Below are 25,027 nucleotides of genomic sequence, written 5' to 3'. Positions count from 1 at the left end.
TCTCAGGGGCGGGTGTCATCGTGGTCAAGGGTGTGCAGCGCACGGCGGACGAGGACGGCGCGCAGCTCGTCGTCACCCAGCGGAACCGGCTGCGTGCCGACGACGGGCACGGCACCGAGCACCATCAGCGCGGCCACGTGGGCCTCCGGATCGGCGGTGCGGCCGGCGAGCGCGTCGACCAGCCGGTCCGACATCTCCAGGACGCCGGCCAGCGCCGGGTGGCGGAGCATCTCGGGGATCTCGTCGTAGAGGATCTTGACCTCGCGCCGGAAGCGCAGCACGAGGTCGACGAATCCCTCGACGGCCGGGCGAACGGCCGTGTCGCCGTCCAGCCCGGCCAGCCGTACGTCGAGTTCGGCGAGCGCCTCCACCGCGGGGGTCAGCAGCTCGGTGAGTATCGCGTCCTTGCCGTCGAAGTGGTACAGCAGGGCCGCCTTGGAACAGCCGACCTCGCCGGCGATGTCCTGCAGGGAGGTGCCCTTGAAGCCGGTCACGGCGAACAGCCGCGACGCCACCTCGAGGATCTCCCTGCGGAAGCCGGAGCTGTTGCGCGCCATGGCGGCAACGCTACATGACCGATCGGTCAGACTCTGACCGATCGGCCAGTTTGTGACCACTGCCACAGAATGGGGTGTCGGCAGACTGCCGCCACCAGGTACACGCGACTGCGTCAGTGCAGGTCAGTCCACTTGCTTCGCGGCCGAACGGCCTGCCCAAGGAAAAGATCATCCACTGCCTGAAACGCTCGGAGGACGCCGGGCCGTCACCGCACGTACGCCGCGCCGTACCAAAGCCATCCGTCGGCCGCTGGTCGCGCCGCCGCCCCAATGCAGCACGACGATCGCCACGGGGTGGCCGCTGTCTGTCGTGGTCGGGAGCGATCGAAGATCCGGGGTTCGTTCCTCACCCCGGCTCACCGTGCAGTGCGGTTGGCAATCGTCGAAACTTCATGCAGGCGGCTCCGGGCCCGAAAAGACTTCAGGGCCGCACTGTCGAGCCGTGGAAACAGGGCGGACGCGGCTCAGTACTCGAGAACGCCGTGGGCGGCCACGATGTCACTCGATGCGTTCGGCCGTACCTCGGTGATGCGCTCGGCCAGCAGCAGCGCGGCGGCAAGCCCACCCTCCGACTTGTCGCCAACCAGCCCGAGCGCGACCCGGTCGGCCAGGTAGTCCTCCGAGATGCCATCCTCGTCGCCGGGAAACAGCGGATCGAAGGACAGGATCCTGCGGCCGTCAACGTAATGGTCGAAGGACGCGACCATGTTCACGTTGACGAAGACACTCGCCGTGACCGTCCCAGCCGACAAGGGCCGCAGCACCTCGTCCAGCGTGCCGGCGAAGCCGTTCCACTCGCTCAGAATGGTCCCGCCCTCGGCCGACCGGGCAGAGATGAGGCCCTCCTCTATCTCGCCTTCCTCGTCATCGCCGTCGAATACGTCGATGCCAAGGCGGGCCAGCGCCTCGTGCGGGGTAAGGCCGCGGACGAAGGTTGCGCAGAACGCCTCGTCATCGAGCCAGTCGTAGCCGCTCATGAGACTCCTGTTCTCTCCAGGGACAGATCATGGAGATCCTGGCACGCGAGTCCGACGAAAAGCCTGTACGACCTTGAGCGACGACATCGGGGGCATCCTCGCGGGCCGACGTCCTGAGCACGGCCCACATGAGACAGTCCAACTCCCCTGACGGGTTCACGTCCTCCTCACTGATCGAGTGTCCCGGTTGAGGCCACCGAGTCGAGGGCGCCTACGGCGCCGCTATGCGATCAACTTCGCGGCGGAACCGCCCGGGACCCTCAGCGGAAGGAGCGGCGATAGGCGGCCGGGGTGGTACGCAGGGCGGTGTGGAAGCGGCGGCGGAGGTTGACCGCCGAGGAGAGGCCGACGCGGGTGGCGATGGTCTCGACGGGCAGGTCGGTCTCCTCCAGCAGGGCGCGGGTGGCGGCCAGGCGGCGTTCCAGCAGCCAGCGGGCGGGTGGTACGCCGAGTTGGTCGGCGAACTGGCGGGTGAGGGTGCGGGTGGAGACGCCCGAGTAGGCGGCCATGTCCTCGACGGTGATCTGGTCGGGCAGGCGCGAGAGGAGCCATTCGAGCAGGGGGGCCAGGGAGTCTGGCATGGGGCCGGTGGTGGGGAGGGGAGGGTACTGGCGCTGGCAGCCCTCGCGGTGCGGACCGGCGGCGAGCTGGCGGCCGATGCGCATGGCGTGGGCCGCGCCGTACTCCTGGAGGACCTGGTGAAGGCAGAGGTCGAGGGTGGCGGCCGAGGCTCCGGCGGTGGCGACGTCGCCGTGATCGACGTAGATGACGGTGTCGTCGGGGATGACGCGGGGGTGGCGGGCGGCGAGTTCGCCGGAGAGTTCCCAGTGGACGGAGGCGCGACGGCCGTCCAGGAGGCCCAGGGCGGCGGGGATGAAGATTCCGGCGCAGACGGCGACGATGCGGGCGCTTCGGGCATGGGCTTGGGACACCGCGTGGAGTACGGCGGGCGAGGGGGTGAGGGTCCAGCCCGCGATGACCACGGTGTCGGCGTCGTCGAGGGCTTCGAGGCCGCCGTCCACCTGGATGGGGACGCCGAGGGTGGTGGGGAGGGAGCCGGGGTGTTCGGCGCACAGGCTGAAGCTGTAGTGCTGGGTGATGTCGGTGCCGTGGTAGCCGAAGACGGCCGAGGCGGAGGTGACCGGGTAGAGCTCCTGGTTCGGGGCGACCAAGGCGACCACGCGATGCGGGCTGAGGGGCGTCGGGGGCGTTTCCGGGCAGTCCGGGGGCATGGCGCAAATGTACCCAATGATGTCATTTGGGACACCGGTGCTCCGATCTGGAAAAATCCAGAATTGGGGATCATGTGGACGAGGAACTTCACCCTCTACTTCGGGGCCCGCACGATCTCGCTGCTCGGTGACGCGATGATGCCCGTCGCCTCGGCGCTCGCGATCGGGAAAGTCTATGGGATCGCGGGCGTCGGCTACGTGCTCGCGCTCTGGACCGCGTCGGCTGTGCTGGTCATGTTGTTCGGCGGGGTTGTCGCCGACCGGATCGGCGCCCGGCGCTTGATGATCTTCGCAGACATGGTCAGGGTCGTCACCCAGGGGGTCGTGGCCGTCGCCTTCCTGGACGGTGCTCCGCCGTACGCCCTGTTGCTGGTGATGGCGTCCTTGTCGGGCATGGCCGCCGGGATGTTCGAACCGGGCGTCAACGGCATGGTCCCCCTGGTCGCCGAAGAGCCGCAGCGGGCCAACGCGACGCTGAAGATCGCCGAGGCGGTCACCCAGCTGGCGGGTCCCGCACTGGCCGGAGTTCTCATCGTCGTCGCCGGGCCGGTCTTCGTCTACACGGTGGACGCCGCGACGTTCCTGGTCAGCGGGGTGTGCCTGCTGCTGGTCCGGGTCGCCGTACCCAGGCCAGGGCCCTCCAACGTGCTGAGCGACCTGCGCAGGGGCTGGGAGGAGTTCAAGGCCAGGAGCTGGATGTGGTCGGTCATCCTGGTCTGGGTGTTCTGGGGCGTTCTGGTGGTCGGGCCGTACGTGCCGCTGTCGTCACAGGTCATCGGGGCCGACTACGGCTGGGTGATGGCGGCGCTCGGCCTCGGCACTGTGCTGGGCGGGCTGGTGGCGATCAGGCTCAGGCCGCGCAGGCCGCTGGCGGCCGGGGCGGTGGCGCTCAGCGGGTACGTGGTGGTGCCGCTGACGGTCGCGCTCGGGCTGCCGCTGCCGCTGCTGATGGCCGGGCACCTGCTCGGAGGGTGCGCGTATGCGTTCTGGTCGGTGATGTGGTCGACCAGCGTGCAGACGCAGGTCGCGCCGGACGTGCTGAACCGGGTCAACGCCTACCAGGTGGCCGGGTCGGTCGCGGGCATGGCAGTCGGGCAGGCGCTGGCCGGTCCGGTCACCGCGCTGGTCGAACCGCGCGCCTTCATGCTGGGGTCGGCCCTGGTGACGGTCGGCGTGGTGGCGGCGCTGCTGTTGATCAAGCCGATCAGGCGGCTGGGCCGGGAACCTCAGGAGGCCGGAGGCCGGTCGATCTCGGTCTCGGCCGGCGTGTTGACGTAGTCGGTCATCGTCTGCAGGGCGACGCCTGCCTTGGCCTGCGGGATCTGCTCGTCGGCGAGGTGGGCGACCGTACTCCACGGGCCTACATCGGCCGCTGCATGGCCTTCCTCCGCCGGGCGGCCACGCTGGAACCGGACTCGCGCCGCGCCATCCGGCGCAACACGACGGGCGCCAGCAGGAGCCCGATGACCGCCCACGCGCCGAGCACGCCGATCGTCTCCAGGTGCCGCCAGGACTCGCCGATGCGAGCCGAGGGAGAAGTCCGTGCCCGGAACCTTGTCGCCTCTCAGCATGTACATCACGATCAGCGCGATGACCGGGAAGAACACCACGCTCCAGATGTCCTGCGCGTTGGTCATGTTCTGCCGGAACTCGATCCAGCCTCGATGCACGCCCGCGCGCAGGGCCACCGCGCCGGCGTTCACGCGGTCACCTCCGTCAACTCGCTCGGCGCCACGGTGCGCTGTCCGGACTCGAACTCGCGCACCATGGCCAGGTACACGTCCTCCAGGCGCACCCTGCGCACCTCCAGATCGCCGATCGCCTCGCCGTACGCCGCGAACAGTTCGCGCACGTAGCCGGTGGCGTCCTCGTCGGAGTGCGTGAAGAACTCGCCGTCCCTGCTGTAGCGGACTTCCGCCTTGCCGGAGACCCGCTCGGCCAGCTCCGCCGCGCTGCCGTCGGCCACGACCACGCCGCCCGAAAGGATCACGATCCGGTCGGCGAGCTTCTCCGCCTCGTCCAGGTCGTGCGTGGTGAGCAGGATCGTCGTGTCCTCACGATCGGACAGCCGGCGCACCAGGTCGTGGAACTCCTGCCGGGCCTGCGGGTCGAAGCCGACGGTCGGCTCGTCCAGGAAGAGCAGGTCCGGCTTGCCGACGATGCCGATGGCCACGTCCAGCCTGCGTCGCTGCCCGCCGGAGAGCCTGGCGACCGGGGTGTCCGCCTGATCGGTCAGCCCGACCATGGAGACCAGTTCGTCCGTGTCGTACGGCCTGGCACGTTCCGGCGTGCCGTACGGGGTGTAGTAGCGGCCGAGGTGGCCGAGCAGTTCGCGGACCCGCCACTTGCCGTGGTCGCGCCAGGACTGCAGCACGATGTCCAGCCGCGCGCCATGCCTCGTCACCGGCCTCCGGGTCGGTGCCCAGCACCCGCACCTCACCGGCGGAGCGCGGCTCTCCCTCCAGGCGGCGGGTGAAGCGCTGGAGGCGGTCGCGGAGCAGACACCGGACACCTCCGCGCCGAGGCCGGGCATGCGCATCGGCGAGCTGGCCGCCCACCTGGGCGTGCGCACATCCGCCCTGCGCGTGCGGGAGTCCTCCGGCCTCCTGACGCCGAAGCGCGACCCGGGCACCGGCTACCGTACGTTCGGCCCCGCCGGCGTCCGAGACGCACGCATGATCAACATGCTCCGTCAGGGCCGCTATCCCCTCACCCAGATCCAGGTCATCCTCGACGGCCTCCGCAGGACGGGCAGCAGCGACGCGCTACGCGCGGCGATCGCCCAGCGCCAGGCCGAACTGACCCAACGGGCGACCGCCATGTTGGAGGGCTCCAGCCACCTGCACCGCTACGTCGCGGGCGAGGAGCCGTCGTCCGCCGCCGGTCGGTCGTGAACCGGTCGGACGAGACGACGAACTCGGCGCGAAGGTGGTCGGCGGCGCCCTGGGAGGCCGCACCCGCACCCCCTGCGAATGGGTCACGAAGGCCGGCCTCTCTGCCTCATCGGAGGAGACCAGCCCGCGGGTTGTCGCTCAGCAGGGAGACGCGGCGATCTGTACGCGGTGACTGTCGTTGTCGGAGAGGAACGCCGCCAGCGCCCGCCCCTGCTCGGCCACGGTCGTGCGGTCACCGCGGGAGAAGCGGCGCAGCGGGGTGATGACCACGGTGTCAGCCCGGACAGTCCAGGTCGCGGCGACCCGGCCGTCGAGGAGGACGACGCGTTCGCCGGCGACCGACAGGCCGCGGTGCGCGTCGTCGATGATGCGGGTGCGGTCGTGGTAGCCGAGGATCGCGTTGTCGAAGGCCGGTAGGAAGCGGACGGGCGCGGGTGTGTCGGGGTCGGGGCGGGGAGCGTCGGGGAGGTCGAGGAGTTCGCGGCCGCGCTCGTCGCGAAAGGTGACCAGCTCCTCGCGTATCGCGGCGACCGCGGCGGGGAGTCCGGCAAGGCCGGACCAGGCGCGCAGGTCGGCTGTGGCCGCGGGGCCGTAGGCGGCCAGATAGCGGCGTACCAGCTGCTGGCCGACCGGGTCCGAGCCGTCCAGGGCGGACGGGTCGATCTTGCGGCCCAGCCAGGAGGAGAGCGGGACGTTGCGCACGCCCGCCTTGGTGCGCCATATCCCGCGGGGCGGCAGCTGCACCATCGGGATGAGAGCGGCGACCAGCATCTCGCCCAGCGCCCGCGGGCCCGGCGCGGGCCAACGGTCGGCGAGGGCCCGCGCGAGTTCGCCCATCGACCGGGGCTCACCGTCGGCCATCACCGCCAGTCCCGCCTCGGCGAGCTCGTCGAGGTCCACCCCGTCGAGCTCGCCGCGGTAGGTCCCAAGGACCCGTTGGCGCAGCATCGCGTCGTGGCGGGCACGCCATGCCAGGACGTCGTCGGCGGTCAGCAGGTGGACGGTGCGGCGCATGAGGTGGGTCCGTACGACGCTTCGGCCGATCAGCAGGTTCGAGAGGTCCGCCGGGTCGAAGGCGCGCAGCCGCGACCAGAGCCCGACGAACGGTTCCTGCGGCTCCTGGGCCTGCAGGCCACACAGGTGCGCGACGGCGTCGACGGCCGGCATGTCGGCATGGTCGAGCAGCAGTTGGCGGGCGAGCGTCGCGCGGTTGAGCGCCCGGACGTCGAGAACGGTCATCGGCTCATGCCGCCGCGCGTTCGTCGGCCAGGTGCCGGGGCACCCATTTCCTCCGCGCGTTCCGTGGCTCGGGCCGGTTCTTGAGGTAGCGGCCTGTGAGCAGGCCCATCGCCGGCGGGCTGCCCCCGCGGTCGGGGTTCCCGGCCTGGCCGACCATCCTGGTGCCCAGGCAGTGGGGGCTGACCTGGATTCCGGTCCGGCCCCGTGCGCGCATCTTCACCGCTACGTCCTTGCCTTCGAGTCGTGTGTTGGTCAGGTGGGAGCCGGCGGCGCCGTGACGGTCGGAGTGTTGTCCGGCCCCGCCGCCCGGACTCTGATGGGCTCGGCTCGCCTGCCCCTGCTCGGTGACCACAGTCGCAGGAGAAGCGGTCAGGTAGTGACCGCTTCTCGGGCACGTCCTTCGCGCGCGCCCACCGCACCGGCCGGGTCTGTCCATCGTGTCGATGACGACTGATGATCGTGAAGACCCGAGCGGATCATCCCGGCTCCTCGCGTCGTCGCCGCCGAAGGCGACCGTCTACTGGACGCCCTCGCTGCGTAGGCGGACGACTGCCTGTGGAGTCAGGTGTCGTGCGACCTCTTCCAGGAGGGCGACGATCTCGGCGACCCGTTGCGGGTCGGCGGTGTCCAGGGCTTTCGCCAGCGCGGCATCGACGGAGGTCGAGCGGACCTGTTCCACCCGGTCGGAGATCTCGGGGGCGGGCCGGATCAGGAGACGGCGGCGGTCGCGGGAGTCGGGTTCGGTGACGACGGCACCGGCTTCGCGGAGGCGGGCCACCCCCGCGGACACGGCGCTCTGCGGCAGGCCGGTGCGGGTGGCGATCTCCCCGACCGCGCTGCCGGGATGCGCCCGCACGTCGCTGACCACGATCAGGACCGTCCGAACGCTGGTCGGCTGGTCGCCCAGCCCTTCCGTGGGCAGGGCCTCCTCGCCGATCTTCATCAGCGTGCGCCCCAGCAGGAACAGTTCGACTCCGTTCACGCGTCCAAGGTACATCAGAAAAGATGCATCTGATTTGATGTATCAAATTTGATGCTTTAGAGTTCGAGCACGGCGCCGAAGCCCCCACATCGAAGGAGTCGACATGGCCACCACCACGACCGGCCGCCTGCCCGTTCCCGGCGCGACCCTCCACTACGAGGTACGCGGCACGGGCCCGACACTGCTGATCTCCCAGAGCGGCGAAGGCGACGCGGGCCGCAGCACCGATCTGGTCGACCGGATCAGCGACGACTACACCGTGGTGACCTACGACCGGCGCGGCCTGTCCCGCAGCACCCTGGACGACCCCAGTCGGGGCGTGACACTGGCCGAGCACGCGGAGGACGTCCACCACCTGCTCGCCGCACTCACCGACGAACCGGCCCTGATGCTCGGTTGCAGCCTCGGCGCCGTCATCGGCCTGCACCTCGCCGTCCGCCACCCCGGCCAAATCGCCACCCTCGTCGCGCACGAGCCGGTCGCTCCCCGGCTGCTCCCCCACGCCGAGCGGGTCCGGCATGAGGAAGAGCTGGCCGAGATCCAGCGGATTCATCGCCGCGACGGACTGGAGCCGGCGATCAAAGCCATCACCGCGGTGCTGGGCATCGACCCGGCCAACCCCGATGCCGAGCCCGGCCTGACCCCTCAGCCCATGAACGCCCAGCGGGTCGCCAACTTCGGGTTCTTCATCGAACACGACTTCACCGCCGTCATCGGCGACACCCTGTCCGTCACCGAGCTGCCCGCCACCTCCACGCGCATCGTGTCCGCCGCCGGTCGTACCACCCCGCGTGCCGTCTTCGACTACCGCTGCGCCCAGGAACTGGCCGTCGTGCTCGGCACCGAGATCACGGAGTTCCCGGGTGGCCACAACGGCAACACCACCCACCCCCGCGCCTACGCCGCACAACTGCGCCGCGTCCTCCAGGACGTGGCTTGATCCGACGACCGGCGAGCTGAAGACCGGGCCGGACGGACGACGGGCGCGGCGTCCGCGACCTTCCTGGTTATCGAAGGTCGCGGACGCCGCGCCCGTGTGTTTCCGCCGCGGATGTCAGGCGAGGGCCGGCTCGGCCGACCCGGCGGCCTTACCCGGGGGGACGTCGTCCAGCGGCTGCGGCGGAGCCGTGAAGACACTCTCGTCGAGGCGGTTCTCCGAACGGCCCACCAGGACCGGGACGACCATCTGGCCCGCGACGTTGGTGGCGGTGCGGATCATGTCCAGGATCGGGTCGATCGCCAGCAGCAGGCCGACGCCCTCCAGGGGCAGGCCGAGCGTGCTCAGGGTCAGGGTCAGCATCACGATCGCGCCGGTCAGGCCGGCGGTGGCGGCGGAGCCGACCACGGAGACGAACGCGATCAGCAGGTAGTCGCCGACGCCGAGCGGGACGTCGAACACCTGCGCCACGAAGATCGCGGCGAGCGCCGGGTAGACCGCCGCGCAGCCGTCCATCTTGGTGGTCGCGCCGAACGGCACCGCGAAGGACGCGTAGTCACGGTCGACGCCGAGCCTGTCGGTGGTGACGCGCTGGGTCAGCGGCATGGTGCCGACGGAGGAGCGGGAGACGAAGGCCAGCTCGATCGCGGGCCAGGCGTTGCGGTAGAAGGTGAACGGGCTGACCTTGCCCACGAGCGCGAGCAGTGCCGGATAGATCACCAGCAGCACGATGAAGCAGCCGACGTAGACGCCCACGCTGAACTTCGCCAGCGGAGCCAGCAGATCCCAGCCGTAGGTGGCCACAGACTTACCGATCAGGCCGGCGGTTCCGATCGGTGCCAGGCGGATGACCCACCAGAGGGCCTTCTGGACCAGTTCCAGGACCGAACGGCTGACGTTCAGGAACGGCTCGGCCTTCTCGCCGACCGCCATGGCGGCGGCGCCGAAGACGACTCCCAGGAAGACGATCTGGAGGACGTTGAGCTCGGTGAACGCGGTGACGACGTTGGTCGGGACGATGCCGGTCAGGAAGTCGAGCCAGGTTCCGGCGCCGTCCAGGTCGACGGCCTTGGCGCCCTCGGTGGCGATGGTGACGCCCTGGCCGGGATTGATCAGCAGGCCGAGGCCGATCGCGGCGGCCACCGCGACCAGCGAGGTGACCATGAACCAGAGGAGCGTCTTTCCGGCGAGCCTGGCGGCTCCGCTGACGTTGCGCAGGTTGGCCACGCTGACGACGACCGCGGTGAAGACCAGCGGCGGGACCGCGAGCTTGAGAAGCTGGACGAAGATCTTGCCGACCTCGGTCAGCGTGTCGGCGAGCCAGGCGACCTCGGCGGCGCGGGCGATGAGCCCGAGGCCGACGCCGACGACGAGGCCCAGTAGCAACTGCAGGGAGAAGGAGAACTTCTTCACGAACAAGACTCCGGAGAAAGGCATGCCGGAGTGGACACGGCACGCGGGTGAGGAAGGGGGGAGGTCGAAGGCGCGTTCAGCGACAGAGATCGCCGTCGATGCGGCACAGATCGACGTGCAACCGCTCCACGAGCCACACGATGACCACCGAGAACCTCACGAGCGGCTACAACATCTCCTGTCGCAACCGACATTCCCTTTCCGAAGTGTGACATGGATCACATATTATCGCCGTGGCCGTTCTCCGGCCTCGGTGTGCCCCGGGCCCCGAACCGCCCGCACCGCACCAGGCGGATCCCGACAGATGAGGGCGAACCGTGATGTCCGTGTGTTGAGTGGGCCGCACACCGGTTGTGGGGCCGCACACCTTCCGTGCACGGCCCCACCTATAGCTCCTCGCGGACAACCGGGGTCGGCCTCCTCTGGTCACGCCGGAAGGAAGACCAACCGCTGTCCGGCGCCGGGGAGCAGCGGCCACGCGGCGCCCTGACAGCCCTGCGCCACCCCAGGAGTGCGATGCGTGGGCAGGAAGCGGCCCGGGATCAGGCGCCCAGACGTCGGATCTTGAGGACGTTGTCCATACGGGTGGCCGGCTGCCCGTCAGGGCCGGTCTGGACACGCTCGTACTCCTCGCTGAGCAGGACCTCCCACTGACCGTCCGGGAGGTCAAGCGCGTCGAGGACCTCGTCCGACGTGGGGAAGTGCACCTCCGGATGCGGATTGTGCTCCCAGGAGGGGAACCCCGCGTGCCCGACGACGAGGAGGACCCCGCCGGGCGCGACGGCCGCGGCGGCCGTCCGCAGGATCTCCTCTCGCGGCAACTCCACGGGCGAGTGCAGGAAATGGGCCGAGACGAGCTCGAAGACGCCGCTGGGGAAGGACTTCCCGAGGTCGTGCCACTGCCAGTCGATGCGTTCGGCGACGTCCTCCGCCGCCGCCCACTTCGCCGCCCGGTCGAGGGCGACGCGGGAGATGTCGACCGCGGTGACGTGCCATCCGCGCCGGGCGAGCCAGATCGCGTCGGCTCCCTCACCGCATCCCAGGTCCAGGGCCCTGCCCGGCTCCAGGTCGGTGACCTCACGCACCAGGACGGCGTTGGGGTTCCCGCTCCAGATCTGGTCGCTCTGACCGTAGCGGGCGTCCCAGAACTCCTCGGTCGCGGCGTTGTCCTCTGTCATCGGCGTGTGCTCCCTCGTGTGCTCATGTGCCGTGTGCTCGTGTCCTGTGCCTTCGCGTCCCGTGCCTTCGCGTACGGGATGGTCGTGCCGCCGGGCGGCGACGGCCCGGCTGGTCTCCTCGGCGGTCAGGTCGGCGTTGATGGCTGCGGCGGCGCGCACCCCCGCGGCGGCGGCGCCGATGACCTGCTCGGTCAGGTTGGCCACATTGCCGGCCACCCACACCCCGGGGACTCGCGTCGCTCCGGACGGGTCCGCGGCGACGTAAGTGCCGACCACATGTCCACCCATCTCCTGCTCGGTCGTCTCCAGGCCCAGGCCGGTGAGGATGTCGGCACGAGCGGTGAAGCGCGGCCCGACCACGAGAGCCTGGCAGGAGACCACCCGGCCGCCGGTCAGCCGTACGCCGGTGAGCCGGTCGTCCGTCACCTCCAGATCCGTCACCTCCCCGTCCACCACGGCGATGCCGCGGGCGACGAGTCGCTCATAATCGTCATCGCCGATCCGAGACGCGGTGTGCGTGAAGAGGGTCACGTCCGTGCTCCACTGCCGCCACATCAGCGCCTGGTGGACCGCCAGCGGCCCGGTGGCCAGGACGCCGATCGCCTGGTCGCGCACCTCCCAGCCGTGACAGTACGGGCAGTGCAGCACCTCGCGCCCCCACCGCTCCGCCACTCCCGGCACCGGGGGCAGTTCGTCGACCAGGCCGGTGGTCACCAGCAGCCGGTCCGCGACGACCGCGGCCCCGCCGTCGAGTACGACACGGAAGCCTCCGGCGTCCAGGCGCTCGACCGCCACGACGTCGCCGTCCACGATCTCGCCGCCGTACCCGGTCACCTCCGCCCGGCCGGTGGCGAGCAGGTCCGCGGGTGGCGTGCCCTCGCGGGCGAGGTAGCTGTGGACATGCCCAGCCGGTGCGTTGCGCGGCCGCCCGGCGTCGATCACCAGCACCGAGCGGCGTGCCCGGGCCAGGGTCAGCGCCCCGCTCAGCCCGGCGGCTCCCCCACCCACGACCACGACCTCGTAACGCCGGTCCTCCCCCTGGGGGGCAACGATCTCTCTTGTTCGCTCAGTCATGCGAAGTACCTCCGTCCACGGGAGATGCTGCGCCCTGCCCCGACGATTTGACAAATCCTCTTGCCAACATAGCAAATAGGAGGATGGCAGACAGTGACCTCGTGACCGTTTTGACCGCTGTGGGCCCGCGCCTGCGAGCGCTGCGCCGCGAACGCGGCGTCACCCTGGCCGAGCTGAGCGAGACGACCGGGATCTCCCTCAGCACCCTTTCGCGCCTGGAGTCCGGGCAGCGCAAGCCCACCCTGGAGCTGCTGCTGCCCCTGGCCCACGCCCACCACGTACCGCTGGACGAGCTGGTCGGCGCGCCGCCGACCGGCGACCCCCGCATCCACCCCCGCCCCTTCAGCCGGCACGGCATGACCTTCGTCCCGCTCACCCGCCATCTGGGCGGGCTGGCCGCCTACAAGCAGGTCGTGCCCGCCGGGCACGGGTGCGGAGGCGAGCTGGAGCAGCGGACGCACGAGGGCTACGAGTGGCTCTACGTCCTGTCCGGCCGGCTACGGCTGCTCCTGGGCGAGCACGACCTCGTCCTCACCGCTGGGGAGGCAGCCGAGTTCGACACCCGCGTACCGCACGCGTTCGCCAACCCCGGGCCGGAGCCGGTCGAGTTCATCAGCCTGTTCGGGCCGCAGGGCGAGCGGATGCACGTGCGTGCCCGCCCCACCGGCAAGTGACCCGCGCACCCTCCGCGGGAAACTACTCGACGTCGGAGCGGACGCTTCCTCTCGTGGCGAGGTACTCCTCCCTGACGCTGGAGCGCGACAGCTTCCCTGTCGGGGTGCGCGGCAGTTCGGCCCGGAACTCGATCACCCTGGGGTGCTTGAACCTGGCGATCCTGGGCTCGCAGTGCTTGAGCAGCTCCTCGGCGGTGACTCCGGCGTCCTCGACCACCTGGACCAGGGCCACCGCGACGTGGCCCCATTCCTCATCCGGGACGCCGATCACGGCGACGTCGGCCACGGCGGGGTGCTCCAGCAGGGCGGCCTCGATCTCGGCCGGATAGACGTTGACCCCGCCGGAGACGATCAGGTCGGTACGGCGGTCGCAGAGGAACAGGAAGCCGTCCTCGTCCAGATAGCCGATGTCGCCGGGGGTGTACCACTCGTCACGCATGCTGGCGGCGGTCTTGGCCGGGTCCTTGCGGTACACGAAGCCGCCGAGCGAGGACGTGACGTAGATCAGACCGGGCTCGCCCGGCGGCAACTCCGCGCCGTTCTCGTCGAGGATCCGCGCCCGGAAGCCGGGGGCGGGACGGCCGACGGTTCCGGGGCGGGCCAGCCAGTCGTGCGGTTTCACCGCGAAGGCGACCGTCGACTCGGTGGAACCGTAGTACTCGTAGAGCACCGGCCCCCACCAGTCCATGATCGCCTGCTTGACGGCCACCGGGCAGGCGGCACCGGTGTGGATGACCTGCCGGAGCGAGGACAGGTCGTACCGCTCCCGCACCTCGGCCGGAAGCCGGAGCATCCGGTGGAACATCGTCGGCACCATCATCGCGTTGGTCACCCGGTACCTGTCGACCAGCGCCAGGATCTCGGCCGGGTCGAAGCGCGGCGCGATCACCACCGTATGACCCAGGTGCAGCGCGAACTGCGTGTGCGCGCACGGGGCGGAGTGGTACATCGGCGACGTCACCAGGTGGACGGCCGGCCCCGGCCGCAGGTCGCACACCTCGCCGAGGAACCAGACGGAGACAGGGACGAGATCCTCCGGCCGAGCACCGGACAGCGGTCGCTGCACACCTTTGGGAAAGCCCGTGGTGCCGGAGGTGTACCACATGACGCTCCCGGCGGTGCGGTCGCCGGGCGGGGAAGAGGGCTGCCCTGCGGCGAGCTCCGCCAGGCCGACGTGGACCTCGGCCGCGCCGGCCGCCTGCCGTACGGTCCGCTCATGGGCCGGGGCGGTGATCACGATCGCGGCGTCGCAGTCGTCGAGGATGTAGCCGATCTCGCTCGCGGTGAGGTGCCAGTTGATCGGGACGTGGTAAAGGCCGATCTGCCCGGTCGCCATCAGGATCACGACCGCGTCCAGGCCGTTGGGCACCACACCGGCGACCACGTCGCCCCGGGCCAGCCCGCGGGCCCGCAGGCCGTGCGAGACCCGGTTGACCATGGCGTGCAGGTCGCCGTAGCTCGTCACCGCACCGTCCGCGTCGATCACCGCGGGCCGGTCCGGGTCGGCCTCGGCGATCCGGTAGAAACCGGCGAGTTCGCTGTGGTCGGGCATGTCAGAGCTCCAGCAGGTCCGCGAGCCTGGTCCGGTGGACGCGGGTCGGCCCGAGCAGCACTTCGTCGGACTTCGCCCGCTTGTAGTACAGATGCGCGTCGTGCTCCCAGGTGAAACCGATACCGCCGTGCAGCAGCAGGCTGTCGCGGGCCGTCTCGAAGCAGGCCCGCCCGACGTACGCCTGGGCCAGCGCGGCCGCCGCGGGCAGTTCCCCGGCCGACTCGTCGGCGGCCCAGGCGGCGAACCGGACGATCGACTCGGCCTGCTCCAGCCGGCAGTGCATGTCGGCGAGCTTGTGTTTGACGCCCTGGTACGAGCCGATCGGCCGACCGAAGGTCACGCGGATCTTGCTGTAGGCGACGATGGCGTCCAGTGTCGCGCGCAGCACGCCGAGCTGTTCGGCGGCCAGGGCCACCGCGAACAGATCGCGGGCGCGGGCGACCGCGGCCTCGGAGGCGCCGACCACCTCGCCGCCGTCCAGCGCGGCCCGCGCCTGCCTGCGGGTCGGATCCAGCGTGGTCAACGGAGTACGGTCGCCGCCGCGCACGGCCCTGACCTCACCGCCGTCGATCACCAGGATGACGTCGGCCTCGGCCCCGTTGAGCACCCGATCCGCGTCCAGCGCGACCGTGGCGATCGTGGTCCCGGCCGTGACGCCGGGCAGCAGCTCCTTGTCCCCCAGCTCGGTGAGGAGGATCGCGGCGAAGGTCGTGGCCAGGAACGGGCCGGGGAGCAGCGCGGCGCCGGTCTCCTCCAGGACGACGGCCAGTTCGGCGTGGCCCGCCCCCGCGCCACCCCGGTCCTCCGGCACGACCAGCCCCGCCAGTCCGAGCTCGCCGGTGAGCCTGCGATACACCTCCGGGTCGTAGCCTTGCTCGGAGTCCATGTCCCGGCGGACTTTGGCGAGCGGCGAGGCCGTACCGAGGAAGGAGCGGACGGCGGCGCGCAGCTCCTGCTGCTCGGCGGTGAGAACGAGGTTCATGACTGGGTCCCCACCTTCAGGTCCTTGAACGGCACGGTTTTGTCCAGGCGGGGCTCGGGCGGCAGGCCGAGCACGCGGTCACCGATGATGTTGCGCATGATCTCGTTGGTACCGCCGCCGAGGGACATGGCGGGAGCCAACGCGATCGCCCCGGCGAGCCCGCCGCCACCGCTGTCGTCGTCGTAGGCGACCGCCTCCGGGCCGACCAGTGAGACCGCGAGGTCGGCGCTGAAGTTGGTGAGCTCCGCGAGCAGCAGCTTGGCCGCGCTCCCCCGGGCTCCAGGGAAGATCCCCGCCTTGGTCTCCTGTGCCAGCCGCTGGTTGAACAGGGCCAGCGCGCGGGAGCGGATGTGGAGCTCGACGAGCTGGTCGCGCACCAGTGGGTCGGAGGTGTCGACGACCTTCCGCAACGCGGCGAACGTGGCGGGGTTGTCCTTCTGCCCGCTCATGCCGACCTCGGCGGAGATGGACAGCCGCTCGTGCAGCAGGGTCGTGACCGCGCACTTCCAGCCACCGTTGACCTCCCCGACCAGGCTCTCGGCGGGGATCTGGACGTCGTCGAAGAAGATCTCGTTGAAGCGGGCGTGGCCGGTCATGTCCGTGAGCGGGCGGATCGTGACACCGGGGGCGCGCATGTCCACGATGAACATCGTCAGGCCCTGGTGCTTGGGCACGTCCACGTCGGTGCGGGTCAGCAGCAGGCCGAAATCGGCATGCTGCGCGACCGACGTCCACACCTTCTGCCCGTTGACGATCCAGCCGCCGTCGGCGGGTACGGCCCGGGTCTGCAGCGCGGCGACGTCGCTGCCCGCACCGGGTTCGGAGAACAACTGGCACCAGATCTCCTCGCCCCGCAGCAGTGGGCGGATGTATCTGGCCCGCTGGGCGTCGGTTCCCAGGTCCACCAGGGTGGGCCCGCACATGCCCAGGCCGATCGAGAAGACGTAGGTCGGCAGCGTGAAGTCCCTGGCCTCCGCGGCGAAGGCGCGCTCCTCCGCCTGGGTGAGCCCTTGGCCGCCCCACTGCTTCGGCCAGGTGATGCCGGAGTAGCCCGCGTCGTGCAGCGCCGCCATGAAGGCCCGCGCGGCGGCCAGGCCGTCCGTGCCGGGATCGGCCTCGGCCCGCGCTCCCGCGTTCTCCTCCAGCCAGGTTCTGGCTCGCCGCCGGTACTCCACTTGCTCCATACGTGCGTCCCTTTCGCTGCGTTTCACCCACTTAAACACGCAGCAGATCATTGTTCTAGAAGGAACGTCACATGCTTTGGCGATGAATCGTCGGCGAGAGAGGGGCAGGGGGAACGGGCGGGCGAGTTCCGTCCCTTGAGACCATGGAGGAGCGAGCACGAGTCAGAGGAGCCCTGTGATTCCCTTCGCCCAGTGGCGTACGACAGCGAGCGATCCCGTCTTCAGCGAATGGCTGCGCTCGTCCAGCGAGCCCGACTGGACCGCCGTGGTGACGCACCCCTTCGCCGCCGCCATCATTCGCGGCGAGGCCGACATGCGCCACTATCTGGTGCAGGACTTCCAGTTCGTCGACGCCTTCACCGCGCTACTCGGCGCCGCCGTGGCCTGCGCCGACTCGTTCGAGGCACGGGTACCCATCGGCCGCTTCCTCGGCCTTACCGTGACCGACACCGAGCGCGGCTACTTCCACCGCGCCCTGGCGGCGCTGGGTGCGGACCTGGTCCCGGAGATGCTGGAACCCGTGACGGTCGACTTCCGCGCCCTCATGGACGAGGCGCGCGCCGGCCGGCGGTACGCACTGATCATCGCGGTGCTGTGTGTGGCCGAGTGGACGTATCTCGGCTGGGCGAGCCGCGCACGCGATCCACTCCCGGAGAACTTCGTCCACCGCGAGTGGATCGGCCTGCACGACGGCCCCGGCTTCCGCGCCTGGGTGGACTTCCTCCGCGGTGAGCTGGACCGCCTCGGACCCCATCTCCCCGACGCGGAGCAGTCACGGGTACTCGACGTCTTCCAGCGCGCGACCCACCTGGAACGGCGCTTCTTCGACATGGCCGCCGAAGCGTCGGCCCTTCCCCGCGAATAGCGACTCACGGAACGCGCCCGCCCGTCCCATTCGTGATCACCTCCCGCTCGTGGACGGACGGGAAACACGACGGGGACGGCCGAGATCCCCCTGATCAGGACGCGAGCGACGGAGCTATCGGGGCGGTGGGCGCTTCCGGAGCGATCGGGGCTTCCGGGGCGATCGGGGCGACTGGCGCATCCGGGGCGACGGGGGCGGTGGGCGCCTCCGGCAGATGGGCGGGAGTGGGAAGCAGCGACTCGCACGCCTTCACCGCCGCCCCATACGTGTCGGAGAAGACGTCGACGCGCTCCCCCTCGATGTCGAGGTTGATCAGCCCGTCGGTCGAGACCGCGACCTCGGGGAAGTCGGGCAGCCCGTGCGAACGCATGCAGGCGGTGAACGCCTCGCCGTCCCCTGCGGACGCCAGGGCCGGGGCGGCCGGCCCCGCCACGCCCGCGGCCAGGACCGCGGCGGCGAGAACCGTTCTCCTGATCATCGAGCCGTACATTAGGGTTCCTCCGTTTCCATCGATGTCTGCCGACGTCTGTCGGCATCTGTCGTCATCTGTCGTCATCTGTCGTCATCTGTCGGCGTCTGCCGATGGAGCCAGAGAAGCCGAAGGCCGGTTACGGGGCGGGAACGGCGACGGTTACCCCGCTGTAACCGGCACCGGCGCATCCTGGGGGGATCATGAGGGTGCTGATGGTCGAAGACCACGAGGAACTCGCCCAGACCGTGGCCGCGGGGCTGCGCCGCGAGGGCATGGCCGTCGACGTGGTGCTGGACGGCCACGCCGCGCTCGACCGCACCTCGGCCAACCACTACGACGTCGTCGTCCTCGACCGGGACCTGCCGGGACTGCACGGCGACGAGGTGTGCAGGTCGCTGATCGGTTCGGGCCATCCGGCGCGGGTGCTGATGCTCACCGCCGCCGGCACGATCGAGGACAGGGTGACCGGTTTGGCCGTCGGCGCGGACGACTACCTTCCCAAGCCGTTCGCCTTCGCCGAGTTGGTCGCCCGGATCCGGGCCCTGGCCAGGCGGTCGCGCCCGGCTCTTCCGCCGGTGCTGGTCCACGGCGATCTGCGTCTCGACCCGGCCACCCGGATCGCGACCCGCGACGGGCAGCGGCTGCCGCTGAGCCCCAAGGAGTTCGCCGTGCTGGAGCTGCTGCTGGCCGCCGGGGGTGCCGTCGTCTCCGCCGAACAGCTCCTGGAGCGGGCGTGGGACGAGTTCGCCGACCCGTTCACGCAGACCGTCAAGGTGACGATCAGCCGGTTGCGCCGCAAGCTCGGCGACCCGCCGCTGATCGAGACGGTCCCACAGGCCGGATACCGAATATGAGACGGACGGTGCGGCTGCGCCTGACCCTGCTCTACAGCGGCCTGTTCCTGATGGCCGGAGTGCTGCTGGTCGTGCTCATCTACGTCCTGGTCGAGCACTCGCCCTTCCCCGGGCCGCCGACCGCTCCCACGCCGCCTGGTGGGATGCGGCTGCCGGTCCCGGTGCCCCAGGTCGAGGAACAGCAGGCCGAGAACCTGCGCCGGCTGCTGGTCAACTCCCTGATCGCGCTGGCGGTCATGGCGTTCGCGTCGATGCTGCTGGGATGGCTCATGGCCGGGCGCGTGCTGCGGCCGCTGGGCGAGATGACGGCCACCGTCCGGCGCATCACGGCCGACCGGCTCGACCGGCGGCTGGCCGCGTCCGGGCCGGACGACGAGCTCAAAGAACTGGCCGACACGTTCGACGAGCTGCTGAACCGGCTGGAGGCCGCGTTCACCGCGCAGCGGCGGTTCGTCGCCAACGCCTCCCACGAGCTGCGCACTCCGCTGACGCTGCAGCAGGCCATGGTCGAGGTCGCACTCGCCGACGTGGAAGCCGACGCCGAGTCACTGCGGGTCGTGATGGAACGGCTGCTGGCCGCCGGCAAGCACCAGGAGCGGCTGATCGAGGCCCTCCTCACCCTGGCCCGCGGCCAGCAGGGACTGGATCACCGGCAGCCCTTCGATCTGGCCGTGATCACCCGCCAGGCCATCGGCCGCCAAGGGGACCCGGGCGTCCGCGTCCAGTCCCCGCTTCACCCGGCACCCGCGTCCGGCGACCCCGCTCTGATCGAACGCCTGGTCGCGAACCTGCTGGACAACGCCGTACGGCACAACGTGCCCGACGGCTGGATCACGGTGGCGACCGCCGTACAGGCCGGCCGTCCGACCTTGAGGATCTCCAACAGCGGCCCGGTGATCCCGCCCGACCGGGTCGACACGCTCCTGCAGCCCTTCCAGCGCATGGAAACCGGCAGGAGGGCGACCGGCGACGGCCTGGGGTTGGGCCTGTCGATCGTCACCGCCATCGTCGACGCCCATCGCGGCGTGCTGGAGGCCCGCCCCCTCCCGGAAGGCGGGCTCGAGGTGACCGTCGTCCTGGAGCGCCCGGAGATCCCGCGCACCGAGCGCCCGGACCCGCGTACGGGACAAGCCCGTCCGGTCAGCTTCTGAGGGAGCGGCCGCGCGCCGACCGGATTTCGGGCCTCGTCGCGAATCGTCGTCCCGTCCCACGGCCCGGCATGCCGGACGTCGATGTGGTCGTGCCGGATCGGTGACAGAGAGGCGTACATCTCGCGCCGGGCCACGTCGACTGCGGCGTCCCCTCGCTCACAGCGACCGGGCGAGGCGGAACCCGAGGTCGTCGATGCGGAAGGTCGGGTGGCTCTTGCGGCGGCAGGATGCCCGGCATCCTCGGGGGCGATCAGACCAGCTTCCGCCGCGGAACACGCGGTACGGCCCGTAGACGCCGGGATCGTAGACGTCCCAGCACCACTCCCACACGTTGCCGATCATGTCGTGGAGGCCCCACGCGTTCGGCGCCCTGGTCGCGACATCGTGCACCTCGCCGCCGGAGTTGTCGCGGTACCAGGCGATCTCGTCCAGATCTCCGTAGCGGACGTCGGAGGTCCCGGCCCGGCACGCGTACTCCCACTCCGCCTCGGACGGGAGGCGATAGCCGTCGGCCTCCCAGTCGCAGACCACGTCCTGCCCGTCGGGGTCGTCGCCCATCGCGTAGCAGGGGGTGAGCCCGGTCGCCTGCGAGAGCAGGTTGCAGAACCGGACGGCCTCCATCCAGGAGACCTCGGTCACCGGAGTCCGCAGCCCCGCCGGGCTCGCGGGCACCTCGCCTCGAATGGCGCCGTACAGCTCGCGGGTCACGGGATGGGGCGCCAGGTGGAAGGCTCCGATCTCGACCTTCCAGCTCGTCCGCGTGCCCTCGTCCCGCAGGACGATCTCCCCGGCGGGAATCCCGATCATGCGCTCGATGGTCGCGTGGCGCGGCGCTGGTTCAAGGCTCATCGTGGGTCGAATCCTACGCGATCACGACTTTCTTCCCATCCATGCCGAACCGTACTCGACGAGTCCCCTGGCGACTTTCGGATCGGCTGTAGATCCAGAATCACGGTTCCGAGGCTCGTCGACCGCCGCGGACAACGGGGAAGGCGCCCGCCGCGCCGGGCGCCTTCCGTACACCGTCGAGCCGTCGCTCAGCGGTTGGTCCACAGGTGCCACAGCCGGTCACCCTCGGAGCAGGTGTAGTGGTCCCAGTGACCCCGGTCGATGCCGCCCTGGCCCGCTGTCACACAGTTGGAGTGGCTCGCGTACCAGTCTCGGTACACGTCGTCGCCGGCGGGCACCCGGCTGGTCCCACCGACGGTCGAGGTGGCGGCGTGGGCGGGGGCCGAGAGGACCACCGGAGCGGCGAGCAGGGCGGCCGTCGAGAACGTCGCGATCCCGGCCTTGAGTGACCCGGCCTCAGGGTTCGCGGGTGCTGAGGTATGCGTCCAGGTCGGCGGCGCCCTTGAGCATGGCGCGGCCCCGGGCGGACAGGCGGGCCTGCCAGTCGCGCAGGGCCGACTCCAGCGGCGCGACGCCTCCGGCGGCGCGGACCTGAGCGATCAGTGGGGCGATCTGCTCCAGCAGGTAGCCGCCCCGCCTGAGCTGGTGGGCCAGCCGGGCGTCGCGTACGTCGGCCGCGCTGTAGATCCGGTAGCCCGTCCGCGGATCGCGGCGCGGCCGGACCAGCCCGGCGTTCTCCCATTTACGCAGGGTGGCAGGGCGGATGCCGAGCCTCCTGGCCAGAGGGCCGATGAACGTGTCGCCGCGCTCCTGCGGGACCGGCGCCAGATCGCGGAGCGCGGCTTCGACGGCCTGAAGGGTGCGGCGGTCGTCGAGGAGCCGGCCGTGGCTCTCGTCGATGAGCCGCAGCGCGTCCTCGGTGGCGCCCCGGTTGGCCGCCTGCATGATCGACGTGGCCGTCTGGTGACCGTGCCCGGGCACGAGGGCGAGGAACGCGCGCAGGGCTCGCGCGTGCAGCGGCGTATAGGTGCGATAGCCGTGGACGGTGCGTTCGGCGGCGGGCAGGATGCCGGCGTCCTCGTAGTTCCTGATCGCCTGGGTGGACATGCCGTGCTCGCGCGCCAGGTCCACTGGTCTCATGGATGCATCACCGATTGAAGGTTCATCGCAACGAAAGTGCGGATTTCCTGGAAAAGTTTACACCGAGTGTTCAACGATACCGTTCAAGGAATGGACATCAAGGACACGGCCCGGCCGCTCGATGGCGCGGGCGTCTCGGCGTTCCTCCGGTCGCTTCCCGCCACGCCCCTGCTGCTCGGCCTGGGCGAGGCCAGGCACTTCGTGGGGGAGCTGGGCGAGCTGCGCAACGAGATCTTCCGGCATCTGGTCGAGCACGAGGGCTACCGGTCGTTCGCCATCGAGAGCGACTGTCTCATGGGACTCGTGGTGGACGACTACATCAGAACGGGCGCGGGCACGCTCGACGACGTCATGGGACGCGGCTTCAGCCACGGCTTCGGCACCTCACCGGCCAACCGCGAGCTCGTACGCTGGATGCGGGCGTACAACGAGGAGCATGACGAAAAGCTCCGGTTCTTCGGGTTCGACGGCCCTCTGGAGTATTGGGCGGCGAGCCCGCGCCAGGCGCTCACCGCCCTCTACGCCCTCCTCGACGGCCCGCTCCCCGGCACTGTAGTAACGGGGGAAACCCTCGACACGCTGCTGGGCCCGGACGACCGGTGGGAGAACGAGGCCGCGGCCATGGATCCGTCCCAGTCGATCGGCCGGTCCGCCGACGCCCAGCGGCTGCGGGTGATCGCCGACGACCTGGTGGCGCTGCTCGACACGCAGGCACCGCGGCTGAGCGCGGAGGACAGGGAGCGGGCGGCTCTGTACGGGCGCACCGCCGTCGGCTTGCTCCGCTACCACCATTGGATGGCCGACGCGTCCCCGGCACGGTGGACCCGGCTGTCGGCCCTGCGGGACGCGATGATGGCCGCCAACCTGCGTGCCGTCGCCGAGCACGGCCCGGCCCTGGTCTTCGCCTCCAACCTCCACCTGCAGCGGAACAAGAGCTGCATGCCGTTCGGCGACCAGCTGCTGGAATGGTGGAGCGCGGGGGCGATCACCGGAACGCGCCTGGGCGACCGGTACGCCTTCCTGGCCTCGGCCCTCGGCAGGATCGGCGACGACACCCCGCCCCCGGACACCGTCGAGGGCATCCTGTCCGCGCTCCCGTGGGACCACTCCCTCATCGACGCCCGCCGCCTGGCCGAGGCCATCACGAAACACGCCCCGCGCGTCTCCCACGATTTCGCCTATTTCCCGCTGGACCCGGCCCAGCTCGACATGATCGACGGCGTCGTCTTCCTCACGCAGGTTGTCAGGCCGGGTTGACAGGCCCGCGCGTGCCAGGCCGGGCTGACACGCACGCGCGTCAATCGCACCATCCATGCCCGCCCCCCACCGAAGGCGGCGCCCGGGATCGCCAGGTGATTGTTGGTGTGCGGGCTGGCCGCCGGCCCGCTTGACGGTAACCGGCTGCGCCGACAGAGCCGATGGAGACGAACGGTGCCGTGGGGGTGCCACCGGAATACGGCAGAAACGGGCCGCGGGCTTGATCAGCCGTCCTGTTCGCACCATGAGTTGCTGGCGCCGCCGAGGTCGAAGCGCGTGATGCGGGGCGCCGGTCTGGCGTTCGTCTGCCCCTGCTCAGCCCGTTGACATCGCGCTCGGTTGCTCAACCAGTGGGGCTCTGCTGGGGCGGTGGCCATCCGGTCCCGGTAGGCGAGTTGCCGACACCACCCGATCGCCGCGTTCAGGTGGAGGCGGTGATGAGTCTGGCGAGTGTGTCGGCTATGGCCTCGGCTCCCGCGTCGTTGGGATGGATGTGATCGCCGGAGTCGTAGGCGGGCCGCAGGACGCTCGGCGCGGCCGGGTCATACAGCAGGCGATCCAGGTCTGCGACGGTGTCGCAGTGGGCGCGGATCCACTCGTTGACGAGCTGGCGTGTCCGTTCCCCCTCGGGGGTGTCGAATCCAGGACTGACGCCGTCCGCTCCGCCGAAGGGGGACACAGTCGCGACGATCGTCGTCAGTCCCGCTCTCCCGGCTTGGTCGGTGATCGAGGTCAGCCCGGCGATGAGCTCGCCCGCCGACACCGCGGGCAGGCCAAGCATGCCCGGCATGCCGATGTCATTGATGCCGAGCTGCACGACGACGCGTGTCACTCCCGGCGTGGCGAGCACGTCGCGCTCGAAGCGGGCGATGCCACGTTCGCCGAAGACGTCACTGAGCAGCCTGTTGCCGGCAATGCCGAGGTTGAGCACGAGTGTGTCGTCGAGCTTGCCGGCCAAGAGGTCGGGATAGCGGTGGTGGGCGCCGTGGGCGGTGCCCACCCCGTCGGTGAGTGAGTCGCCGAAGGCCGCGACCACCTGGCGTCCCTCGGGAGCCTCGATGTCGATGCCGCTCAGGTAGAAGCGGGGTTCCACCTCTTCGGCGCCCGTCAGGTGCCTTCGGAAGACGGCGTCCCCGGCCACCACGTACCCGGTCTGCAGTGCGAAGGGATGGTAGGTGGCCAGCCCGGCATCTGAGGCGTGATAGGTGCTGACCACCAGGTCGGTCTCGCCTGCGGTGGCGAAGTCGACGGGATCGCTCACGGCTTCGGCGCCGGGCTCGATCGTCACCTGCGCTGTCCCCGCGAAGGTGACCGCGGTGTCGGTGCCAGGGGTGATCGAGGATCGGGAGTCGTGCGCGGCCACGTGGGTGCGGGCGATGGTGAGGGGTTGCTTGCCGTACTGGTTGCTGAGCCGTACCCGCAGACGATCACTGGCCCCGCGCACGCGCACGATCTGACGGAGCGTCTGATCGCGGAAGGCGCGTGAGGGGTAGATGAGCGTCATCGACTCATGCGCGCTGACCGGGGCGGATCTGAAGGCCGCCGTCCATGTGGTGGTCATGTG

The 25,027-nt window shown here is 70.4% G+C and carries 26 protein-coding genes; 8 read left to right on the top strand and 18 right to left on the bottom strand.

Going from position 1 to position 25,027, the window contains the following annotated elements; all coding sequences use genetic code 11:
- Nucleotides 1–2: 2 nt before the first annotated feature.
- The 3 genes from AB0I59_RS15550 to AB0I59_RS15540 form a co-directional block, all read right to left on the bottom strand.
- A complete protein-coding gene (locus tag AB0I59_RS15550) occupies nucleotides 3–557 on the bottom strand; it encodes a TetR/AcrR family transcriptional regulator (protein ID WP_061258472.1) in 555 nt (184 codons plus the stop codon).
- Nucleotides 558–1,021: 464 nt separating this feature from the next.
- Nucleotides 1,022–1,534 carry a DUF6461 domain-containing protein gene (locus tag AB0I59_RS15545; protein ID WP_358133230.1) on the bottom strand — a complete coding sequence of 171 codons (513 nt, stop codon included), beginning with the start codon at nucleotides 1,532–1,534 and terminating at the stop codon, nucleotides 1,022–1,024.
- Between the two features lie 260 nt (nucleotides 1,535–1,794).
- Entirely contained in the window at nucleotides 1,795–2,766 is a 972-nt protein-coding gene (locus AB0I59_RS15540) for a GlxA family transcriptional regulator (RefSeq protein ID WP_358133227.1), read from the bottom strand.
- 72 nt (nucleotides 2,767–2,838) lie between these two features.
- Here AB0I59_RS15540 and AB0I59_RS15535 point away from each other — a divergent pair, with 72 nt between their 5' ends.
- Nucleotides 2,839–4,044, top strand: a complete 1,206-nt coding sequence (locus AB0I59_RS15535) for an MFS transporter (RefSeq protein ID WP_358133224.1) — start codon at nucleotides 2,839–2,841, stop codon at nucleotides 4,042–4,044.
- Here the strand turns inward: AB0I59_RS15535 and AB0I59_RS42090 are convergent.
- Nucleotides 3,993–4,469, bottom strand: coding sequence for a hypothetical protein (locus tag AB0I59_RS42090; protein ID WP_435830967.1), 477 nt, complete (start codon nucleotides 4,467–4,469; stop codon nucleotides 3,993–3,995). The genes AB0I59_RS15535 and AB0I59_RS42090 overlap by 52 nt on opposite strands.
- Nucleotides 4,466–5,170 (bottom strand): ATP-binding cassette domain-containing protein, encoded by a 705-nt coding sequence (locus AB0I59_RS15525; RefSeq protein WP_358133221.1) that lies wholly within the window; start codon nucleotides 5,168–5,170, stop codon nucleotides 4,466–4,468. Before AB0I59_RS15525 ends, AB0I59_RS42090 begins: the two co-directional genes overlap by 4 nt.
- On the opposite strand from AB0I59_RS15525, the gene AB0I59_RS15520 reads away from it, so the two are divergent.
- Nucleotides 5,142–5,660 carry a MerR family transcriptional regulator gene (locus AB0I59_RS15520; RefSeq protein ID WP_358133218.1) on the top strand — a complete coding sequence of 173 codons (519 nt, stop codon included), beginning with the start codon at nucleotides 5,142–5,144 and terminating at the stop codon, nucleotides 5,658–5,660. The genes AB0I59_RS15525 and AB0I59_RS15520 overlap by 29 nt on opposite strands.
- Nucleotides 5,661–5,798: 138 nt before the next feature.
- On the opposite strand, the gene AB0I59_RS15515 is transcribed toward AB0I59_RS15520, so the two are convergent.
- From AB0I59_RS15515 to AB0I59_RS15505, 3 genes are all read right to left on the bottom strand, one after another.
- Nucleotides 5,799–6,899 (bottom strand): winged helix DNA-binding domain-containing protein, encoded by a 1,101-nt coding sequence (locus AB0I59_RS15515; RefSeq protein WP_061258476.1) that lies wholly within the window; start codon nucleotides 6,897–6,899, stop codon nucleotides 5,799–5,801.
- 4 nt (nucleotides 6,900–6,903) lie between these two features.
- Nucleotides 6,904–7,119 (bottom strand): hypothetical protein, encoded by a 216-nt coding sequence (locus AB0I59_RS15510; protein ID WP_358133215.1) that lies wholly within the window; start codon nucleotides 7,117–7,119, stop codon nucleotides 6,904–6,906.
- Nucleotides 7,120–7,416: 297 nt separating this feature from the next.
- A complete protein-coding gene (locus AB0I59_RS15505; RefSeq protein ID WP_358133212.1) occupies nucleotides 7,417–7,881 on the bottom strand; it encodes a MarR family winged helix-turn-helix transcriptional regulator in 465 nt (154 codons plus the stop codon).
- A gap of 103 nt (nucleotides 7,882–7,984) precedes the next feature.
- Between AB0I59_RS15505 and AB0I59_RS15500 the strand changes: the two genes are divergently transcribed.
- Complete coding sequence (locus AB0I59_RS15500; RefSeq protein WP_061258478.1) at nucleotides 7,985–8,821, top strand: alpha/beta fold hydrolase; 837 nt, start codon at nucleotides 7,985–7,987, stop codon at nucleotides 8,819–8,821.
- A 114-nt stretch (nucleotides 8,822–8,935) separates the two neighbouring features.
- Here AB0I59_RS15500 and AB0I59_RS15495 read toward each other — a convergent pair whose 3' ends face one another.
- Both AB0I59_RS15495 and AB0I59_RS15490 read right to left on the bottom strand, forming a co-directional pair.
- On the bottom strand, nucleotides 8,936–10,231 hold the full coding sequence (locus tag AB0I59_RS15495; protein ID WP_358133209.1) for a dicarboxylate/amino acid:cation symporter: 1,296 nt from the start codon (nucleotides 10,229–10,231) through the stop codon (nucleotides 8,936–8,938).
- 542 nt (nucleotides 10,232–10,773) lie between these two features.
- Nucleotides 10,774–12,483: an FAD-dependent oxidoreductase gene (locus AB0I59_RS15490; RefSeq protein ID WP_358133206.1), complete on the bottom strand. Its 1,710-nt coding sequence runs from the start codon at nucleotides 12,481–12,483 to the stop codon at nucleotides 10,774–10,776.
- A gap of 83 nt (nucleotides 12,484–12,566) precedes the next feature.
- On the opposite strand from AB0I59_RS15490, the gene AB0I59_RS15485 reads away from it, so the two are divergent.
- Nucleotides 12,567–13,157, top strand: coding sequence for a helix-turn-helix domain-containing protein (locus AB0I59_RS15485; RefSeq protein WP_061258481.1), 591 nt, complete (start codon nucleotides 12,567–12,569; stop codon nucleotides 13,155–13,157).
- A gap of 22 nt (nucleotides 13,158–13,179) precedes the next feature.
- On the opposite strand, the gene AB0I59_RS15480 is transcribed toward AB0I59_RS15485, so the two are convergent.
- The 3 genes from AB0I59_RS15480 to AB0I59_RS15470 are packed head-to-tail and all read right to left on the bottom strand — an operon-like array spanning nucleotide 13,180 to nucleotide 16,875.
- Nucleotides 13,180–14,709 (bottom strand): AMP-binding protein, encoded by a 1,530-nt coding sequence (locus AB0I59_RS15480; RefSeq protein ID WP_061258482.1) that lies wholly within the window; start codon nucleotides 14,707–14,709, stop codon nucleotides 13,180–13,182.
- A 1-nt stretch (nucleotide 14,710) separates the two neighbouring features.
- Nucleotides 14,711–15,691 carry an acyl-CoA dehydrogenase family protein gene (locus AB0I59_RS15475; protein WP_358133203.1) on the bottom strand — a complete coding sequence of 327 codons (981 nt, stop codon included), beginning with the start codon at nucleotides 15,689–15,691 and terminating at the stop codon, nucleotides 14,711–14,713.
- Nucleotides 15,688–16,875, bottom strand: a complete 1,188-nt coding sequence (locus tag AB0I59_RS15470; RefSeq protein WP_358133201.1) for an acyl-CoA dehydrogenase family protein — start codon at nucleotides 16,873–16,875, stop codon at nucleotides 15,688–15,690. The genes AB0I59_RS15475 and AB0I59_RS15470 overlap by 4 nt, the downstream gene beginning before the upstream one ends.
- 175 nt (nucleotides 16,876–17,050) lie before the next feature.
- On the opposite strand from AB0I59_RS15470, the gene AB0I59_RS15465 reads away from it, so the two are divergent.
- The gene (locus AB0I59_RS15465; protein ID WP_358133199.1) at nucleotides 17,051–17,740 is read left to right on the top strand and encodes a TenA family protein; all 690 of its coding nucleotides are present in this window, start codon (nucleotides 17,051–17,053) and stop codon (nucleotides 17,738–17,740) included.
- A 94-nt stretch (nucleotides 17,741–17,834) separates the two neighbouring features.
- Here AB0I59_RS15465 and AB0I59_RS15460 read toward each other — a convergent pair whose 3' ends face one another.
- Nucleotides 17,835–18,218 (bottom strand): hypothetical protein, encoded by a 384-nt coding sequence (locus AB0I59_RS15460; RefSeq protein ID WP_358133197.1) that lies wholly within the window; start codon nucleotides 18,216–18,218, stop codon nucleotides 17,835–17,837.
- 194 nt (nucleotides 18,219–18,412) lie between these two features.
- Here AB0I59_RS15460 and AB0I59_RS15455 point away from each other — a divergent pair, with 194 nt between their 5' ends.
- Both AB0I59_RS15455 and AB0I59_RS15450 read left to right on the top strand, forming a co-directional pair.
- The gene (locus AB0I59_RS15455) at nucleotides 18,413–19,066 is read left to right on the top strand and encodes a response regulator transcription factor (protein ID WP_358133195.1); all 654 of its coding nucleotides are present in this window, start codon (nucleotides 18,413–18,415) and stop codon (nucleotides 19,064–19,066) included.
- Complete coding sequence (locus AB0I59_RS15450) at nucleotides 19,063–20,217, top strand: sensor histidine kinase (protein ID WP_358133192.1); 1,155 nt, start codon at nucleotides 19,063–19,065, stop codon at nucleotides 20,215–20,217. Before AB0I59_RS15455 ends, AB0I59_RS15450 begins: the two co-directional genes overlap by 4 nt.
- Nucleotides 20,218–20,373: 156 nt before the next feature.
- On the opposite strand, the gene AB0I59_RS15445 is transcribed toward AB0I59_RS15450, so the two are convergent.
- The 3 genes from AB0I59_RS15445 to AB0I59_RS15435 form a co-directional block, all read right to left on the bottom strand.
- Nucleotides 20,374–21,066: a formylglycine-generating enzyme family protein gene (locus tag AB0I59_RS15445; protein ID WP_358133189.1), complete on the bottom strand. Its 693-nt coding sequence runs from the start codon at nucleotides 21,064–21,066 to the stop codon at nucleotides 20,374–20,376.
- A 188-nt stretch (nucleotides 21,067–21,254) separates the two neighbouring features.
- The gene (locus AB0I59_RS15440) at nucleotides 21,255–21,461 is read right to left on the bottom strand and encodes a hypothetical protein (RefSeq protein WP_061258488.1); all 207 of its coding nucleotides are present in this window, start codon (nucleotides 21,459–21,461) and stop codon (nucleotides 21,255–21,257) included.
- A 61-nt stretch (nucleotides 21,462–21,522) separates the two neighbouring features.
- Nucleotides 21,523–22,206 (bottom strand): TioE family transcriptional regulator, encoded by a 684-nt coding sequence (locus AB0I59_RS15435; protein ID WP_358133186.1) that lies wholly within the window; start codon nucleotides 22,204–22,206, stop codon nucleotides 21,523–21,525.
- Nucleotides 22,207–22,296: 90 nt separating this feature from the next.
- Here AB0I59_RS15435 and AB0I59_RS15430 point away from each other — a divergent pair, with 90 nt between their 5' ends.
- Nucleotides 22,297–23,463, top strand: coding sequence for an erythromycin esterase family protein (locus AB0I59_RS15430; protein ID WP_358133183.1), 1,167 nt, complete (start codon nucleotides 22,297–22,299; stop codon nucleotides 23,461–23,463).
- Nucleotides 23,464–23,884: 421 nt separating this feature from the next.
- On the opposite strand, the gene AB0I59_RS15425 is transcribed toward AB0I59_RS15430, so the two are convergent.
- Nucleotides 23,885–25,024 (bottom strand): GDSL-type esterase/lipase family protein, encoded by a 1,140-nt coding sequence (locus tag AB0I59_RS15425; RefSeq protein ID WP_358133181.1) that lies wholly within the window; start codon nucleotides 25,022–25,024, stop codon nucleotides 23,885–23,887.
- Nucleotides 25,025–25,027: the final 3 nt, after the last annotated feature.

Source organism: Microtetraspora glauca, assembly GCF_040656155.1.
Classification (GTDB): Bacteria; Actinomycetota; Actinomycetes; order Streptosporangiales; family Streptosporangiaceae; genus Microtetraspora; species Microtetraspora glauca.
Note: the sequence above shows the minus strand (reverse complement) of the source record. Positions and strands in the feature narration are given on the sequence as shown.

What these genes read in the sequence shown, in the direction of transcription:
- AB0I59_RS15550 (WP_061258472.1), bottom strand. Translation starts at nt 557, where the DNA reads ATGGCGCGCAACAGCTCCGGCTTCCGCAGGGAGATCCTCGAGGTGGCG.
- AB0I59_RS15545 (WP_358133230.1), bottom strand. Translation starts at nt 1,534, where the DNA reads ATGAGCGGCTACGACTGGCTCGATGACGAGGCGTTCTGCGCAACCTTC.
- AB0I59_RS15540 (WP_358133227.1), bottom strand. Translation starts at nt 2,766, where the DNA reads ATGCCCCCGGACTGCCCGGAAACGCCCCCGACGCCCCTCAGCCCGCAT.
- AB0I59_RS15535 (WP_358133224.1), top strand. Translation starts at nt 2,839, where the DNA reads ATGTGGACGAGGAACTTCACCCTCTACTTCGGGGCCCGCACGATCTCG.
- AB0I59_RS15520 (WP_358133218.1), top strand. Translation starts at nt 5,142, where the DNA reads ATGTCCAGCCGCGCGCCATGCCTCGTCACCGGCCTCCGGGTCGGTGCC.
- AB0I59_RS15515 (WP_061258476.1), bottom strand. Translation starts at nt 6,899, where the DNA reads ATGACCGTTCTCGACGTCCGGGCGCTCAACCGCGCGACGCTCGCCCGC.
- AB0I59_RS15500 (WP_061258478.1), top strand. Translation starts at nt 7,985, where the DNA reads ATGGCCACCACCACGACCGGCCGCCTGCCCGTTCCCGGCGCGACCCTC.
- AB0I59_RS15490 (WP_358133206.1), bottom strand. Translation starts at nt 12,483, where the DNA reads ATGACTGAGCGAACAAGAGAGATCGTTGCCCCCCAGGGGGAGGACCGG.
- AB0I59_RS15485 (WP_061258481.1), top strand. Translation starts at nt 12,567, where the DNA reads ATGGCAGACAGTGACCTCGTGACCGTTTTGACCGCTGTGGGCCCGCGC.
- AB0I59_RS15480 (WP_061258482.1), bottom strand. Translation starts at nt 14,709, where the DNA reads ATGCCCGACCACAGCGAACTCGCCGGTTTCTACCGGATCGCCGAGGCC.
- AB0I59_RS15475 (WP_358133203.1), bottom strand. Translation starts at nt 15,691, where the DNA reads ATGAACCTCGTTCTCACCGCCGAGCAGCAGGAGCTGCGCGCCGCCGTC.
- AB0I59_RS15470 (WP_358133201.1), bottom strand. Translation starts at nt 16,875, where the DNA reads ATGGAGCAAGTGGAGTACCGGCGGCGAGCCAGAACCTGGCTGGAGGAG.
- AB0I59_RS15460 (WP_358133197.1), bottom strand. Translation starts at nt 18,218, where the DNA reads ATGATCAGGAGAACGGTTCTCGCCGCCGCGGTCCTGGCCGCGGGCGTG.
- AB0I59_RS15455 (WP_358133195.1), top strand. Translation starts at nt 18,413, where the DNA reads ATGAGGGTGCTGATGGTCGAAGACCACGAGGAACTCGCCCAGACCGTG.
- AB0I59_RS15450 (WP_358133192.1), top strand. Translation starts at nt 19,063, where the DNA reads ATGAGACGGACGGTGCGGCTGCGCCTGACCCTGCTCTACAGCGGCCTG.
- AB0I59_RS15445 (WP_358133189.1), bottom strand. Translation starts at nt 21,066, where the DNA reads ATGAGCCTTGAACCAGCGCCGCGCCACGCGACCATCGAGCGCATGATC.
- AB0I59_RS15435 (WP_358133186.1), bottom strand. Translation starts at nt 22,206, where the DNA reads ATGAGACCAGTGGACCTGGCGCGCGAGCACGGCATGTCCACCCAGGCG.
- AB0I59_RS15430 (WP_358133183.1), top strand. Translation starts at nt 22,297, where the DNA reads ATGGACATCAAGGACACGGCCCGGCCGCTCGATGGCGCGGGCGTCTCG.
- AB0I59_RS15425 (WP_358133181.1), bottom strand. Translation starts at nt 25,024, where the DNA reads ATGACCACCACATGGACGGCGGCCTTCAGATCCGCCCCGGTCAGCGCG.